This window comes from Streptomyces glaucescens (genome assembly GCF_000761215.1).
GTDB classification, from domain to species: Bacteria; Actinomycetota; Actinomycetes; order Streptomycetales; family Streptomycetaceae; genus Streptomyces; species Streptomyces glaucescens_B.
Window position 1 is genome coordinate 5,095,256 of record NZ_CP009438.1, and the last position, 15,662, is coordinate 5,110,917.

Genomic DNA, 15,662 nt, shown 5'->3' on the forward strand with positions numbered 1-15,662 from the left:
TATGGCGTAGTGGGTGCAGCAAATCCGTTCCCAGAGCGGTCAGTTGTGGTGCTGAATGGGGAGTACGGGGATACGCAACGGCGCACGCCCGGCACAACGGGAGGGGTCTGCGCCGACCGGCGGCTGAGAGGGGTTTGTTCGTGCTTTTCCCACGCAGCACCACCGCGACCGCGGTCGCCGTTCCACCGTCGCTCGCCCTTCCGCTGATCGAGGCGACGTTTCCAAGGCAATTGCACCCGTATTGGCCCAGGCTCCAGGAGAGAACCCGGAGCTGGTTGCTGGAAAAGCGGCTCATGCCGGCGGACAAGATCGAGGAATATGCCGACGGCCTGTGCTACACCGACCTCATGGCGGGGTACTACCTCGGCGCCCCCGACGAGGTCATGCAGGCGATCGGGGACTACAGCGCGTGGTTCTTCGTCTGGGACGACCGTCACGACCGGCACATCGTCCACCGCCGCCCCCTGGCCTGGGACCGGCTGCGCACCGGGCTGCACACGGCGCTCGACCGGCCCCACGAGCACCTGCGGCACGAGGACCCTCTCGTGGCGGGCCTCGCCGACAGCGTGCTGCGGTTCCACCGGTTCCTGCCGGGCACCTGGAACACGCGGTTCGCCCGGCACTTCCACGCGGTGATCGACGCGTACGACCGGGAATTCCGTAACCGCTCCGAGGGACATGTGCCCACCGTCCAGGAATACCTGGACCTGCGCCGCCTCACCTTCGCCCACTGGATATGGACCGACCTGCTGGAACCGTGCGCGGGAATCGAACTCCCGGAGTCCGTGAGAAAACACCCGGCATATCGGCGGGCGGCGTTGCTGAGCCAGGAATTCGCCGCCTGGTACAACGACCTCTGTTCCCTGCCCAAGGAAATCGCGGGCGACGAGGTCCACAACCTCGGTATCAGTCTCATCGTCCATGAGGGGCTGACCCTCGAAGAAGCAGTCGTGGAAATCCGGCGGCGGATCGAGAACTGCGTCACCGATTTCCTCGTCGCCGAAAGGGACGCGCTGCGGTTCGCCGACGGCCTGGCCGACGGCACGGTGCGCGGAAAGGAACTGAGCCTCGCCGTGCGGGCCTGCGTCGCGAACATGCGGAACTGGTTCAGCTCCGTCTACTGGTTCCACCACGAGTCCGGCCGGTACCGGGTCGACAGCTGGGAGGACCGGTCCACGCCCCCGTACGTCGACAACGAAGCGGCAGGTGGGAAATGACCGTCGAGTCCGTGAAACCCGGAGCACCCCGAGCCCCCCAGGCGCCGGCGCTGCGCGAACCACCCCTCGCCGCGGGCGCCCTACCGCTCCTCGGTCACGGTGCGAAGCTGGCCCGGGATCCGCTGGCCTTCATGTCAGGGCTCCGCGAGCACGGGGACGTGGTGCGGCTGAGGCTCGGCCCCAAGACGGTCTACGCGGTCACCACCCCCGAGCTGACCGGAGCCCTCGCGCTGAGCCCCGACTTCGAGATCGACGGTCCGCTCTGGGAGTCCCTGGAGGGCCTGCTCGGCAAGGAGGGCGTGGCCACCGCCAACGGCCCTCGCCACCGCCGCCAGCGGCGCACCATCCAGCCCGCCTTCCGGCTGGCCGCCATGCCCGCGTACGGGCCGGTCATGGAGGAGGAGGCGCACGCGCTCACCACCCGCTGGCGGCCCGGCGAGACCGTCGACTGCACCTCGGAGTCGTTCCGGGTGGCCGTGCGGATCGCGGCACGCTGTCTGCTGCGGGGCGACTGCATGGACGAGCGCGCCGAGCGGCTGTGCACCGCGCTCGCGATCGTCTTCCAGGGCATGTACCGGCGGATGGTGGTCCCGCTCGGTCCGCTGTACCGGCTGCCGCTGCCGGCCAACCGCGCGTTCAACCGGGCATTGGCCGATTTGCATCTCCTCGTGGACGAGATCATCGCGGAGCGCCGGGCGTCCGGTCGAAAGCCGGACGATTTGCTGACGGCATTGCTGGCGGCGAAGGACGAGAATGGCGAGCCCATCGGGGAACAGGAGATCCACGACCAAGTGGTCGCGATACTCACCCCGGGAAGCGAAACGGTGGCCTCCACGATCATGTGGCTGCTCCAGGCGCTCGCGGAACATCCGGAACACGCGGACAAGATCCGGGAAGAGGTTGAAACCGTCACGGGTGGCCGTCCGGTGGCATTCGCGGACGTCCGCGCGCTCCGGCACACCAACAATGTCGTCGTCGAAGCGATGCGATTGCGCCCGGCCGTCTGGATTCTGACCCGGCGGGCGGTCACCGACACCTCGCTCGGCGACTATCGCATTCCCGCCGGGGCCGACATCGTGTACAGCCCGTACGCGATCCAGCGCGATCCGCGCACTTACCCGGACCACCTCGACTTCGACCCCGACCGCTGGCTTCCGGAACGCGCCGGGGAGGTGCCGAAATATGCCATGAGCCCCTTCAGTGTGGGTAATCGGAAGTGCCCGAGCGACCACTTCTCGATGGCCCAGCTGACGCTCATCACGGCCGCGGTCGCCACCAAGTACCGCTTCGAGCAGGTGCCCGGATCCGACGACGCCACCCGCGTGGGCATCACGCTCCGTCCGCAGCGGCTGCTGCTGAGGCCCGTGCCGCGGTGACGGGCCGGGGGCCGGGGCCGGCCCGCCAGGCCGGCCCCGACCGCGGGCTCAGAAGTCCTCGTCCAGGTCCACCGTGCCCTCGACCGCCACCTGGTACGCCGACGGACGCCGCTCGAAGAAGTTGGTCAGCTCCTGGACACCCTGCAACTCCATGAAGGAGAACGGGTTCTCCGCGCCGTACACCGGGGCGAAGCCGAGGCGGGTGAGCCGCTGGTCGGCGACGCACTCCAGGTACTGCCGCATCGACTCGGTGTTCATGCCCGGCAGACCGTCCCCGCACAGGTCACGGGCGAACTGCAGCTCCGCCTCGACGGCCTCCCGCAGCATGTCCGTCACCTGCCGGCGGAGCTGGTCGTCGAAGAGGTCCGGCTCCTCCTTGCGCACGGTGTCGACGACGTCGAACGCGAAGCTCATGTGCATCGTCTCGTCGCGGAACACCCAGTTGGTGCCGGTCGCGAGGCCGTGCAGCAGACCGCGGCTGCGGAACCAGTAGACGTAGGCGAAGGCGCCGTAGAAGAACAGCCCCTCGATGCAGGCGGCGAAGCAGATCAGGTTGAGCAGGAAGCGGCGGCGGTCGGCCTTGCTCTCCAGCCGGTCCAGCTTCTCCACCGAGTCCATCCACTTGAAGCAGAACTCGGCCTTCTCCCGGATGGACGGGATGTTCTCCACCGCCGCGAAGGCCGCCGCCCGGTCGTCCGGGTCGGGCAGGTAGGTGTCCAGCAGCGTCAGGTAGAACTGGACGTGCACGGCCTCCTCGAACAGCTGGCGCGACAGGTACAGGCGCGCCTCGGGGGAGTTGATGTGCTTGTAGAGGGTCAGCACCAGGTTGTTCGCCACGATCGAGTCGCCCGTCGCGAAGAAGGCGACCAGGCGGCCGATCAGGTGCTGCTCGGCGGGGGTCAGCTTGGCGAGGTCGGCGACGTCCGAGTGGAGGTCGACCTCCTCCACGGTCCAGGTGTTCTTGATGGCGTCCCGGTAGCGCTCGTAGAAGTCCGGGTAGCGCATGGGGCGCAGGGTCAGCTCGAAGCCCGGGTCGAGGAGGTTCTGGTTTCGGGTGGACATCACTGGCAGGCCTCGCAGGACTCGGGGTTTTCCAGGGAGCAGGCGACCGCTTCGGGGTCCGGGGCGGCCTGCACGGGGACGGTGGCCTGCGCCCGGGCGGCGCGGGCGATGCGCGTCGCGGGGCGCGAGCGCAGGTAGTACGTCGTCTTCAGCCCGGACTTCCAGGCGTACGCGTACATGGAGGAGAGCTTGCCGATGGTCGGCGTCTCCAGGAAGAGGTTCAGGGACTGTGCCTGGTCCAGGAACGGGGTGCGGGCCGCGGCCATGTCGATCAGGCCGCGCTGGGGGATCTCCCACGCCGTGCGGTACAGCCGCCGCACCTCCTCGGGGATCCACGCGAAGTCCTGCACCGAGCCGTTGGCGTCGCGCAGCGCCTCACGGGTGCGGGCGTCCCAGACGCCGAGCCGCTTCAGGTCCGCGACCAGGTAGGAGTTGACCTGGAGGAACTCACCGGACAGCGTCTCGCGCTTGAACAGGTTGGACACCTGCGGCTCGATGCACTCGTACGCGCCCGCGATGGACGCGATCGTGGCGGTGGGCGCGATGGCCAGGAGCAGCGAGTTGCGCAGGCCGACCTCGGCGATCCGGGTCCGCAGCGCCGCCCAGCGCTCCGGCCAGGTCAGCTCCACGTCGTAGTGGTCGGGGTGCAGCACACCGCGGGCGGTGCGGGTCTTCTCCCAGGCGGGCAGCGGGCCGTTGCGCTCCGCCAGGTCGGCCGAGGCCTCGTACGCGGCGAGCATGATCCGCTCGGCGATCCGCGTCGACAGGGCCTTGGCCTGCGGCGAGTCGAAGGGCAGCCGCAGCTTGAAGAAGACGTCCTGCAGGCCCATCGCGCCGAGGCCGACGGGCCGCCACTTGGCGTTGGAGCGGCCCGCCTGCTCGGTCGGGTAGAAATTGATGTCGACCACGCGGTCCAGGAAGGTGACGGCCGTGCGGACGGTCTCGTCCAGGCGCTCCCAGTCGAGGTCGCCGGTCGCCGGGTCGGCGAAGGCGCCCAGGTTCACCGAGCCCAGGTTGCACACCGCGGTCTCGCCGTCGTCGGTGACCTCCAGGATCTCCGTGCAGAGGTTGGAGGAGTGGATGACATGGCCCGGCTCGGCGGTCTGGTTGGCCGTGCGGTTGGCGGCGTCCTTGAAGGTCATCCAGCCGTTGCCGGTCTGCGCGAGGGTGCGCATCATCCGGCCGTACAGGTCGCGGGCGGGGATGGTCTTGCGGGCGAGACCCGCCACCTCGGCCTCGCGGTAGGCCGCGTCGAACTCCTCGCCCCACAGGTCGACCAGCTCCGGCACGTCGGCGGGGGAGAACAGCGACCACTGCTCGTCGGCGCTCACCCGGCGCATGAACTCGTCCGGCACCCAGTGCGCGAGGTTGAGGTTGTGGGTGCGGCGGGCGTCCTCGCCGGTGTTGTCGCGCAGCTCCAGGAACTCCTCGATGTCGGAGTGCCAGGTCTCCAGGTAGACCGCGGCGGCGCCCTTGCGCCGGCCGCCCTGGTTCACCGCGGCGACCGAGGCGTCCAGGGTCTTGAGGAACGGGACGATGCCGTTGGAGTGGCCGTTGGTGCCGCGGATCAGGGAGCCGCGCGAGCGGACGCGGCTGTAGGACAGGCCGATGCCGCCGGCGTGCTTCGACAGGCGGGCGACCTGGTGGTAGCGGTCGTAGATGGAGTCCAGCTCGTCCTTGGGTGAGTCCAGGAGGTAGCAGGACGACATCTGGGGGTGCCGGGTGCCCGAGTTGAAGAGGGTGGGGGAGGAGGGCAGGTAGTCGAGGCGGCTCATGAGCCGGTAGAGCGCCGCGACCTCCTCCAGCGCGTGGGTGGTGTCGTCCTCGGCGAGACCGGCGGCGACCCGAAGCAGGAAGTGCTGGGGCGTCTCGATCACCTTGCGGGTGAGGGGGTGGCGCAGCAGGTAGCGGCTGTGCAGGGTGCGCAGGCCGAAGTAGCCGAAGCGGTCGTCGGCGGCACGGTCGACGAGGGCGTCCAGGCGCTCGGCGTGCAGCCGCACGAACGCGGCGGTGCGGTCGGCGATCAGGCCCTCGCGGTGGCCGACCGCGACGGACTCGGTGAAGGAGGTGACGTCCTGCGAGGCGGCCTCGGCGGCGATGCCGATCGCCAGCAGCCGGGCGGCCAGCTTGCTGTAGGCGGGGTCCTCGGAGATGAGACCGGCGGCGGCCTCCGTGGCCAGCTCCCGCAGCTCCGCCTCGTCCGCGTGCGCGGACCGGCCGCGCAGCGCGGCGGCGGCGACCCGGCCGGGGTCGGCGTCGGGCAGGTCGGCGGTCAGCTCGGTCAGGGTCCGCAGCAGTGCGGCGCCGGGACCGTCGTCGTGGGACGGGACCGCTGCTGAGGCCGGATCGGCGGGCGCGATGGTCACGTGGCTCTCCCTCGCTCGGCAAGGGGCCTCGTCGAAGGCAGGGGGCAGCTCACGAGCGCGCGCGGCGTCGCGTCCACCGGCCCATTCCGCGAGGCCCGGACGTCAGGCACACCGGCCGGACGGCCGGGTGCACTGTCGGCAGGTCCTCGGACTGGACAAGCGTGCGGATACACGCGAGTACACCGTTGCGGGACAGTTCCGGATTCGCACCGGATTCCCCTGCGGCGACAGCGAGCATGAGCATACATCTTGTGCCGGGCTGCCGTGCCACCCCCAGATGTTGTGTCGAGGCGGCTTCAGAGTGTCAACTCATAGGTGACGAGCGTGATGTCGTCCAGCTCCGGGAGCGGGTTCCAGTCCCGCTCGGGAGTGCGAACGAAGCCGAGACGCTCGTAGAGACGGTGGGCGGCGTGCATGGTGCGCTGGCTCGACAGCACGACCCGGACGCAGCCCTCCGTCGCCCGCGCCCGGTCCACGCAGGCCCGGACGAGGGCCTCCCCGGCGCCCCGGCCACGGGCCGCATGGGCCACGGCGAGCATGCGGATCTCGGCTTCGCCGGGCCCGGCTATGTCGGCCATGGGCCCGCCGGAGGGGACGAAGGTCACGCTGCCGAGGACGCGGTCGTGCTCCACGGCGACCAGCACCTCGGCGGCGGCCGCGCGTCCGGCGACGTCCCTCAGCACGCCCAGGTACGCGTCGCTCTCGCCGAAGTCGAGGAGGCCGTCCCGGAGGTAGGCCTGCGCGGTGAGCTCGGCGACGGCGTCGTGGTCGGCGGGGGTGGCGGGGCGGATGAGGATGTCCATGGACCGAGTGTGCCGGACCTGCGCGAGGCGGGATCCGGGTTGTCCACAAAACCACAGAGGCGGTGTGACAAGCCGACAAATCCACTCACACGGTGAAGACCCGCGCCCCGACGACGTCCCCGGACGTGATGAGGGAATACTCGCAGGAGCCGGTCGGGGTGCTCCCGTCCCCTTGCGGGGGGAAGCCGGTGAACTGGATCCACAGCCCGCCCGACTCGCCGTCGTTCCAGTCGAGTGTGCCCTCACCGAAGAACGCGCCGCTGCCCGACTGGTCGCTGACACTGGCCGTCACGGAGTTGGCCGTGCCCCGGTCGTTCTCCACGAGGATGTCCACGGTGAGGAGTTCGCCGGGAGTCGACAGAGCCGTCCCGGTCACGGGCGCCTGGCTCCCCACGTTGAAGGCACTGCCGAGACCGCTCGAGCTGGTGCCGGAGACCTGCCGGACGGTCACGCCGAAGGTGTTCCCGCTGGGGGATACCGAAGCCATGAGGGCCTCCCTGGTCAACCGGAGGAAGGCGGGCAGAAGCCGCCTTGCGCGGTCATGAGCGGCTGGTGACCGAAGTTCGCGGCCTGCTGGTTGAACCGGTCGGCCATCTGCCGGGCGGTGAGCAGTGCCAGCTCCGGGCTGGGAGCGTTCAGCATGATCGAGAACGCGGGGCGGCCGGCGTACAGGAAGCAGACCGGCCAGGGCAGGACCTGCACGGTGGAGTCCTGCGAGAGGATCGAGAGCTGCTCACCGTCGAACGAGATATCCGGGTCCGCCGCGACGACGTCGTCGACGGTGGGAATGCTGTCACCCACTGTTCGCCTCCTCACGGCACGCGAGGACAGTCGGGACCCCCTTTCAGGGTTTCGCGCCCGGCGGCGCCCCGCAACTCGCGGGGCGCCGCCGGGGCGTGGGGTGGGCCGGGGTCAGTGGGCCGATCCGGCCGTGGCCGGCGGCAGCTCCACCTGGACGCCCGGGTCGCCCGCGTCCGCCGTGTAGTCCTCCGGCCTGGTCTCGTCGACGCCCTCGGGCGCCTTGACCGCCTTGAGGACGAAGGTGAGGACCACGGTGACGACGACGTTGAGCACGAACGCCGTCAGACCGATGTAGCCGATCTCCCCGATGCCCGGGATCTCCTTCGACGAGCCGCCGAAGTGCTTCTGCGTCGGCGAGGCCACCCCGTACGCGGCGACCGTCCCGTAGACCATGCCGACCGCCCAGCCCGCGAGCAGCGCCCAGCGGTGGAACCAGCGGGTGAACAGGCCGCCGACGAGCGCCGGGAAGGTCTGCAGGATCCAGATGCCGCCCAGCAGCTGGAAGTTGATGGCGACGGTCTTGTCCATGGTCAGGACGAAGACCAGCGCGCCGACCTTCACCAGCAGCGACACCAGCTTGGAGACCTTGGTCTCCTGCTCGGGCGTGGCGTCCTTGCGGATGAAGTCCTTGTAGATGTTGCGGGTGAAGAGGTTGGCCGCCGCGATGGACATGATGGCCGCCGGCACCAGCGCGCCGATGCCGATCGCCGCGAACGCGACACCCGCGAACCAGTCCGGGAACATGGTCTCGAACAGCTGAGGGATGGCCAGCTGGCCGTTCTGCACCTTGATGCCGGCCGCGATCGCCATGAAGCCCAGCAGGGCCAGCAGCCCGAGCATGAGGGAGTACAGCGGCAGGATCGTGGTGTTGCGGCGGATCACCTCGCGGCTCTTGGAGGAGAGCGTCGCGGTGATCGAGTGCGGGTACATGAACAGCGCCAGCGCGGAGCCCAGCGCCAGCGTGGCGTAGGTCCACTGGCCCGCGTCGCCCGGGACCAGTGCCCCGCGCGGCGCGCCGGTCGCCGGGTTGGTCTGGCCGAACGCCTCGCTCGCCTTGGCGAAGATGTCGTCGAACCCGCCCAGCTTGATCGGGATGTAGATGATCGCCACGGCGATGACGATGTAGATCAGGGTGTCCTTCACGAACGCGATGAGCGCCGGGGCCCGCAGACCCGAGGAGTAGGTGTACGCGGCCAGCACACCGAAGGCGATGAGCAGCGGCAGGTCCTTGATGAACCAGTTGGTGTCCTCGCCGCCGCCGACGCCCATCACGTCCAGCACGGCCTGGATGCCGACGAGCTGGAGGGCGATGTACGGCATGGTGGCCAGGATGCCGGTCAGCGCCACCGCCAGCGACAGCCCCTTGGAGCCGAACCGGCCGCGCACGAAGTCCGAGGTGGTCACGTAGCCGTGCTTGTGCGAGACCGACCACAGCCGCGGCAGGAACGTGAAGATGAGCGGGTAGACCAGGATGGTGTACGGCACGGCGAAGAAGCCGGCCGCGCCCGCCGCGTAGATGGCCGCCGGGACGGCGACGAAGGTGTAGGCCGTGTAGAGGTCGCCGCCGAGCAGGAACCAGGTGATCCAGGTGCCGAACGACCGGCCGCCCAGACCCCACTCGTCGAGGCTGTGCTCGTTCTCGGCCTTGCGCCAGCGCGCGGCCAGGAAGCCCATGACCGTGACGGCCAGGAAGAAGAAGATGAAGACGGCGAGTGCGACGCCGTTCACGCCGTCCTTCATCACCGCTCACCGCCCCGGCGGGCGCGCTGGTCGCGCTGCCACAGCTTGAACGCGATCATGGTCAGCGCGGTGGAGATGAGCACCCACGCCATCTGGTACCAGTAGAAGAACGGGATGCCGATGAACGTGGGGTCGGTCTTGGCGTACGAACCGACCCAGAGCATCGCCACGAACGGCGCTATGAGGCAGAGGCCGATGACGACGCGCACCGGCGTCACCACCGCTCCTCTGCCGACTTCCGGGGCTTGTGACATCGGTGGCTCCGTCCCCTCGCTGATCACCTGCAATGTGCGGGAAATCTAGGTCAGGGGACGGCGCGCACGGAACCCCTCGTCCGCATATCGGTCGCGGCACGGTCGCCGAGACCAGCGGAAACCTTGACAAGGGGCCCTTTCCGCCGGGCCGGTCAGTCGGCGGGCCGCTTCAGCCGGGCCACGAACTTGTAGCGGTCGCCCCGATACACGGACCGCACCCACTCCACCGGCTTGCCCTGGTGGTCCAGGGAGTGGCGGGAGAGCATCAGCATCGGCAGGCCCACGTCCGTGCCGAGCAGGCCGGCCTCGCGCGGGGTGGCCAGCGAGGTCTCGATGGTCTCCTCGGCCTCGGCGAGGTGGACGTCGTAGACCTCGGCGAGCGCGGTGTAGAGCGAGGTGTACTTGGCCAGCGAGCGGCGCAGCGCGGGGAAGCGCTTGGCGGACAGGTGGGTGGTCTCGATGGCCATCGGTTCGCCGTTGGCCATGCGCAGCCGCTCGATCCGCAGCACCCGGCCGCCGGCGGTGATGTCGAGCAGCTCGGCGAGCCGGTCGTCGGCGGTGATGTAGCCGATGTCGAGCAGCTGCGAGGTGGGTTCCAGGCCCTGGGCGCGCATGTCCTCGGTGTAGGAGGTGAGCTGGAGCGCCTGGGACACCTTGGGCTTGGCGACGAACGTGCCCTTGCCCTGGATCCGCTCCAGGCGGCCCTCGACCACCAGTTCCTGGAGGGCCTGGCGCACGGTGGTGCGCGAGGTGTCGAACTCGGCGGCGAGCGTGCGCTCGGGCGGGACGGGGGTGCCGGGTGCCTGCGTCTCCGTCATGTCGAGCAGGTGTTTCTTCAGGCGGTAGTACTTGGGCACGCGCGCGGTACGGACGGTCGCCCCGCTCTCGTTCTCCGCACTGCTGACGTCGGTGCTCATGCTCCGCCTTCCCGGCTCCGTAGAGGTGTCGTCGGCACGCTCCGTGATCCCCTCTGTATACCGTCGCGGCCTGCGTTGGTCTAGTCCACCACGCTGAAGTGGTCTACCCGAGTATGACGGGTGGGGCCACTGTTTTCGTCGGGTTGTTACTTAAAGGTTCCTGCATATGTAGGTCCCATAACGGCTGGTGGGGCCGTACTTCAGACCCTTGACACACCTTTTGGTCTGGGCCAAGCTCCCGGTACTGGTCTACACCATTGGTCCAGGTCCCGGCCCCATGGGCGGTACGTCGGTTCACCGCGGGGAGCAGGGGGGTTTGTGGCATCCCTGAGGAGGGTGGCGTGAAGCGCAAGCTGATATCCGCGATCGGTGTCGCGGGCATGATGATCTCGCTCGCCGCGTGCGGCGGCGACGACGGCGGCGACGAGGGCAAGACCGGGGCGGACGGTTACGCGGGCCAGACCCTGACCGTCTGGGTCATGGACGGCTCCTCGCCGGACCAGTGGCAGAAGGACGTGGCCGCGGCCTTCGAGAAGAAGACCAAGGCCAAGGTCAAGTTCGAGATCCAGCAGTGGAACGGCATCCAGCAGAAGCTGACCACCGCCCTGTCGGAGGAGAACCCGCCGGACGTCTTCGAGATCGGCAACACCCAGACCCCGGCCTACGCCAAGACCGGCGGCCTCGCCGAGCTCGCGGACCTCAAGTCCGAGATCGGCGCCGACTGGACCGAGTCGCTCAACAACTCCTCGGTGTACGAGGGCAAGCAGTACGCGGCCCCCTGGTACTTCGCCAACCGCGTCGTCATCTACAACAAGAAGGTCTGGGCCGACGCCGGCATCAAGGACCTGCCCAAGACCCGCGACGAGTTCTACGCCGACCTCAAGCAGATCGACGCCAAGACCGACGCCGAGCCGATCTACCTGCCCGGCCAGAACTGGTACCACTTCGTCGGCCTGGTGGTCGGCGAGGGCGGCGAACTGGTCAAGAAGGACGGCGACAAGTACGTCTCCAACCTGGCCGACCCGAAGGTCGCCGCCGCCATGGAGACGTACAAGAAGTTCCAGTCCCTCTCCAAGGCCCCCAAGGACAAGGACGAGGCCACCCCGCAGCAGGGCGAGGTCTTCGGCAAGGGCAACGTCGGCGCCTTCATCGGCATGGGCTGGGAAGCCGGCATCGCCATCGAGGCCAACCCGAAGATCGAGAAGGAGATCGGCTACTTCACCATCCCCGGTGTCACGGCCGGCAAGCCCGAGGGCGTCTTCCTCGGCGGCTCCAACCTCGCCGTCGCCGCGGGCAGCAAGAAGCAGGACCTCGCCAAGGAGTTCCTGAAGATCGCCCTGTCCGACCAGTACGAGGGCCAGCTGGCCAAGCTCAACGGCGTCATCCCCAACAAGGAGTCGCTGCAGGGCAACGTCAAGGGCAACGCGGCCGCCGAGGCCATGGCGCCGGCCGCCGCGGGCGGTGGCACCACGCCGCTCATCCCGGAGTGGGCCGCCGTCGAGAACGCCCCCAACCCGGTCAAGACCTACATGACCGCGGTGCTGAACGGCAAGTCCCCGGCCCAGGCCGCCAAGCAGGTCGAGGACGAGTTCAACAAGCGCCTGGCGCAGCAGCAGTAAGGCGCTCGCCGAGGGCGGGGGCCGCCGCGGACACGCGCCGCGGCCCCCGCCCCGCGAACAGTCGTAGGTCTAGAGAAGAGATGGCGAGCATGACCGTGCAGACCGAACGGCCGCCCTCCGGCCCGGCGGACGTCCGCAAGGGGGCGGACGTCGTGGGACCCGGCCGGCCCACCAAGCGAGCCGCGTCCCGCGCCGGCGCGCTCGGCCCCTACCTCCTGCTGCTGCCGGCCTGCACGGCCACCGTGCTGCTGCTCGGCTGGCCGCTGGTCAAGGACGTCCTGCTGTCGTTCCAGAACCTCAACATGGCGCAGCTGATCCAGCACGTCACCGAGTGGAACGGCGTCGACAACTACAAGGAGGTCCTCACCGGAGAGGACTTCTGGCGGGTCACCCTCCGCTCGATCCTGTTCACGGCGGTCAACGTCGTCCTGACGATGCTCCTGGGCGCCCTGATCGGCCTGCTGCTCGCCCGCCTCGGCAAGCGGATGCGCTTCACCCTGATGTCCGGCCTGGTGCTGGCCTGGGCGATGCCGGTGGTCGCAGCCTCCACCGTCTACCAGTGGCTGTTCGCCCAGCGCTTCGGCGTCGTCAACTGGGTGCTGGACAAGCTCGGCTGGCACTCCATGGCCGACTACAGCTGGACGAGCAGCCAGATGTCGACGTTCTTCGTCGTCACCGTGCTGATCGTGTGGATGTCCGTCCCGTTCGTCGCGATCAACCTCTACGCCGCGACGACCACCATCCCCACCGAGCTGTACGAAGCCGCCTCCCTCGACGGCGCGGGCGCCTGGCGCAGCTTCACCACGGTCACCCTGCCCTACCTGCGCCCCTTCCTCTACGCGACGACCTTCCTCGAGATCATCTGGATCTTCAAGGCGTTCGTGCAGGTCTTCACCATCAACGGCGGCGGGCCCGACCGGCTCACCGAGATCCTGCCCGTCTACGCCTACATCGAGGGCGTCGGCAACCAGCACTACGGCATGGGCGCGGCGATCGCCGTCCTGACCATCCTGATCCTGCTCGGCCTCACCGCCTACTACCTGCGGATCGTGCTCAAGCAAGAGGAGGACGAGCTGTGAAGCGCTCGCTCTTCGGCCGCCTGTGGCCCAACCTGACGGCCGTCGTCCTGTTCATCGGCTTCGTCTTCCCCGTGTACTGGATGTTCGCCACGGCGTTCAAGCCGACCGGCGACATCATCTCCGAGGACCCGGTCTGGTTCCCGACCGACTTCACCTTCGAGCACTTCAAGACCGCGACCGGCGTCGACCACTTCTGGACGTACGTCACCAACTCGCTGACGGTGACGGTCCTCGCGGTGGTCTTCTCCCTGATCATCGCGCTCGCCGGCTCCTTCGCCCTGGCCCGCATGCGGTTCAAGGGGCGGCGCGGCTTCATCATCGGCTTCATGCTGGCGCAGATGGCGCCCTGGGAAGTCATGATCATCGCGATGTACATGATCGTCCGGGACGCTTCGATGCTCAACAGCCTCGTCCCGCTGACGCTCTTCTACATGATGATGATCCTCCCCTTCACCATCCTGACGCTGCGCGGCTTCGTCGCCGCCGTCCCGCAGGAGCTGGAGGAGGCGGCCATGGTCGACGGCTGCACCCGCGTCCAGGCCTTCCGCCGGGTGATCCTGCCGCTGCTCGCCCCCGGACTGATGTCGACCTCGATGTTCGGCTTCATCACCGCCTGGAACGAGTTCGCGCTGGTGCTGATCCTCAACAAGGAGGCCGAGTCCCAGACGCTGCCGCTGTGGCTGTCCAGCTTCCGCAGCGCCTTCGGCGACAACTGGGGCGCCACCATGGCCGCCTCCTCGCTCTTCGCGATCCCGATCCTCATCCTCTTCGTCTTCCTCCAGCGCAAGGCCGTCAGCGGCCTGACCGCCGGCGCCGTGAAGGGATAACCCCCTCGATGACGACATTCGCCAGCGAAACCGACACCCTGACCCGGGACGCGCTGACGGTCCTCCAACCCGGCTTCACCGGCACCACCGCCCCCGACTGGCTGCTGCGCCGCCTCGGTGAAGGCCTCGCCTCGGTCGGCCTCTTCGGCCGCAACATCGCCTCCCCGGAGCAGCTGGCCGCGCTCACCGCGCAGCTGCGCGCCGAACGGGACGACGTCCTGGTCGCCATCGACGAGGAGGGCGGCGACGTCACCCGCCTCGAAGTGGGCACCGGCTCCTCCTTCCCCGGCAACCACGCGCTGGGCGCCGTGGACGACGTCGAACTGACCCGCGAGGTCGCCCGCGAACTCGGCCGCCGCCTGGCCGCCTGCGGCGTCAACCTCAACTGGGCCCCGTCGGCGGACGTCAACTCCAACCCCGGGAACCCGGTGATCGGCGTCCGCTCCTTCGGCGCCGACCCCGACCTGGTCGCCCGGCACACCGCGGCCTATGTGACGGGCCTGCAGTCCGCCGGTGTCGCCGCCTGCACCAAGCACTTCCCCGGCCACGGCGACACCGCCGTCGACTCCCACCACGCGCTGCCCCGCATCGACGCGGACCCGGTGGTGCTCGGCGACCGCGAGCTGGCCCCCTTCCGCGCCGCCATCGCGGCCGGCACCCGGGCCGTGATGAGCGCCCACATCCTGGTCCCCGCCCTCGACCAGGACCTCCCGGCAACGTTGTCCCGCCGCATCCTCACCGACCTGCTGCGCGGCGAACTCGGCTACGACGGCCTGATCGTCACCGACGGCATGGAGATGCAGGCCATCGCCGCCACCTACGGCATCGAACGCGGCAGCGTGCTCGCCATCGCCGCGGGCGCCGACGCGATCTGCGTGGGCGGCGGACTCGCCGACGACGAGACGGTCCGCCGCCTGCGCGACGCCCTGGTCGCCGCCGTACGCTCCGGTGAACTCGCCGAGGAACGGCTCGCCGACGCGGCGCGCCGGGTCCGGGAACTGGCCCACTGGACGGCGGGAGCCGCCACCGCCGAAGCCGGCCGGGACGGCACCGCCGACGTCGGGCTCACCGCGGCCCGGCGAGCGGTGCGGACCACCGGGGCGGAGGGCTTCACCCCGCTCACCGAGGCGCCGTACGTGGCCGCGTTCACCCCGGTCGCCAACATCGCCGTCGGTGACGAGACCCCCTGGGGTGTGGCCGCCGAACTCGCCGGGCTGCTCCCCGGCACCGAGGCGGGCACCTTCACCGGCCCGGACGCCGGCGGCTCCGCCCTCGCGGCGGCCGGCGACCGGCGCATCGTGGCCGTCGTGCGCGACGAGCACCGCCATCCCTGGATGGCGGCGGCCCTCGACACCCTGCTGACCGTCCGCCCCGACACCCTCGTGGTGGAGATGGGCGTCCCCCAGGCCCCGGCACGGGGCGCCCTGCACATCGCCACCCACGGCGCGGCCCGGGTGTGCGGACGCGCGGCGGCGGAGATCATCGCCGGCGTGTAGCCGCGTAGCCGCGGGTCCGGGTCCCCGTCGCCGGCGCCGGGCGACCCGGTGCGCGTGCCGGAGCGTCGGGGGGCGCTGCCGGCACGACGCCGGGGGCCTTCCGCG

14 protein-coding genes and 1 riboswitch are annotated in these 15,662 nt (G+C 69.6%); of the genes, 6 read left to right on the forward strand and 8 right to left on the reverse strand.

The genetic code is table 11. The features are described 5' to 3' along the window. The first annotated feature begins 134 nt into the window (after window positions 1–134). Window positions 135–1,217 carry an epi-isozizaene synthase gene (gene cyc1 / locus SGLAU_RS22185; protein ID WP_208868933.1) on the forward strand — a complete coding sequence of 361 codons (1,083 nt, stop codon included), beginning with the start codon at window positions 135–137 and terminating at the stop codon, window positions 1,215–1,217. Further along, window positions 1,214–2,593, forward strand: coding sequence for a cytochrome P450 (locus SGLAU_RS22190; RefSeq protein WP_043504005.1), 1,380 nt, complete (start codon window positions 1,214–1,216; stop codon window positions 2,591–2,593). The genes cyc1 and SGLAU_RS22190 overlap by 4 nt, the downstream gene beginning before the upstream one ends. Before the next feature lie 48 nt (window positions 2,594–2,641). On the opposite strand, the gene SGLAU_RS22195 is transcribed toward SGLAU_RS22190, so the two are convergent. The 8 genes from SGLAU_RS22195 to SGLAU_RS22230 all read right to left on the reverse strand — a co-directional run bounded on the left by SGLAU_RS22195 (window position 2,642) and on the right by SGLAU_RS22230 (window position 10,536). Continuing rightward, window positions 2,642–3,655: a ribonucleotide-diphosphate reductase subunit beta gene (locus tag SGLAU_RS22195; protein ID WP_043504006.1), complete on the reverse strand. Its 1,014-nt coding sequence runs from the start codon at window positions 3,653–3,655 to the stop codon at window positions 2,642–2,644. Further along, window positions 3,655–6,021, reverse strand: coding sequence for a ribonucleoside-diphosphate reductase subunit alpha (locus SGLAU_RS22200; RefSeq protein WP_043504008.1), 2,367 nt, complete (start codon window positions 6,019–6,021; stop codon window positions 3,655–3,657). Before SGLAU_RS22200 ends, SGLAU_RS22195 begins: the two co-directional genes overlap by 1 nt. A 119-nt stretch (window positions 6,022–6,140) precedes the next feature. Next, a riboswitch (cobalamin riboswitch) is annotated at window positions 6,141–6,300 on the reverse strand. A gap of 17 nt (window positions 6,301–6,317) precedes the next feature. Then, window positions 6,318–6,824, reverse strand: coding sequence for a GNAT family N-acetyltransferase (locus tag SGLAU_RS22205; protein WP_043504009.1), 507 nt, complete (start codon window positions 6,822–6,824; stop codon window positions 6,318–6,320). An 85-nt stretch (window positions 6,825–6,909) separates the two neighbouring features. Next, entirely contained in the window at window positions 6,910–7,311 is a 402-nt protein-coding gene (locus SGLAU_RS22210; protein WP_043504010.1) for a hypothetical protein, read from the reverse strand. Window positions 7,312–7,325: 14 nt separating this feature from the next. Continuing rightward, window positions 7,326–7,625: a hypothetical protein gene (locus SGLAU_RS22215; RefSeq protein ID WP_043504011.1), complete on the reverse strand. Its 300-nt coding sequence runs from the start codon at window positions 7,623–7,625 to the stop codon at window positions 7,326–7,328. Between the two features lie 111 nt (window positions 7,626–7,736). Next, on the reverse strand, window positions 7,737–9,365 hold the full coding sequence (mctP, locus tag SGLAU_RS22220; protein WP_043504018.1) for a monocarboxylate uptake permease MctP: 1,629 nt from the start codon (window positions 9,363–9,365) through the stop codon (window positions 7,737–7,739). Then, window positions 9,365–9,619 carry a DUF3311 domain-containing protein gene (locus tag SGLAU_RS22225; protein WP_063838885.1) on the reverse strand — a complete coding sequence of 85 codons (255 nt, stop codon included), beginning with the start codon at window positions 9,617–9,619 and terminating at the stop codon, window positions 9,365–9,367. Before SGLAU_RS22225 ends, mctP begins: the two co-directional genes overlap by 1 nt. Before the next feature lie 152 nt (window positions 9,620–9,771). Then, on the reverse strand, window positions 9,772–10,536 hold the full coding sequence (locus SGLAU_RS22230) for a GntR family transcriptional regulator (RefSeq protein WP_043504022.1): 765 nt from the start codon (window positions 10,534–10,536) through the stop codon (window positions 9,772–9,774). A 341-nt stretch (window positions 10,537–10,877) separates the two neighbouring features. Between SGLAU_RS22230 and SGLAU_RS22235 the strand changes: the two genes are divergently transcribed. The 4 genes from SGLAU_RS22235 to SGLAU_RS22250 all read left to right on the forward strand — a co-directional run bounded on the left by SGLAU_RS22235 (window position 10,878) and on the right by SGLAU_RS22250 (window position 15,557). Beyond that, entirely contained in the window at window positions 10,878–12,155 is a 1,278-nt protein-coding gene (locus SGLAU_RS22235) for an extracellular solute-binding protein (protein ID WP_043504023.1), read from the forward strand. 89 nt (window positions 12,156–12,244) lie between these two features. Continuing rightward, window positions 12,245–13,234 carry a carbohydrate ABC transporter permease gene (locus tag SGLAU_RS22240; protein WP_043506903.1) on the forward strand — a complete coding sequence of 330 codons (990 nt, stop codon included), beginning with the start codon at window positions 12,245–12,247 and terminating at the stop codon, window positions 13,232–13,234. Then, window positions 13,231–14,061 carry a carbohydrate ABC transporter permease gene (locus SGLAU_RS22245; protein ID WP_043504026.1) on the forward strand — a complete coding sequence of 277 codons (831 nt, stop codon included), beginning with the start codon at window positions 13,231–13,233 and terminating at the stop codon, window positions 14,059–14,061. Before SGLAU_RS22240 ends, SGLAU_RS22245 begins: the two co-directional genes overlap by 4 nt. A gap of 8 nt (window positions 14,062–14,069) precedes the next feature. Continuing rightward, the gene (locus tag SGLAU_RS22250; protein WP_043504028.1) at window positions 14,070–15,557 is read left to right on the forward strand and encodes a glycoside hydrolase family 3 protein; all 1,488 of its coding nucleotides are present in this window, start codon (window positions 14,070–14,072) and stop codon (window positions 15,555–15,557) included. Window positions 15,558–15,662: the final 105 nt, after the last annotated feature.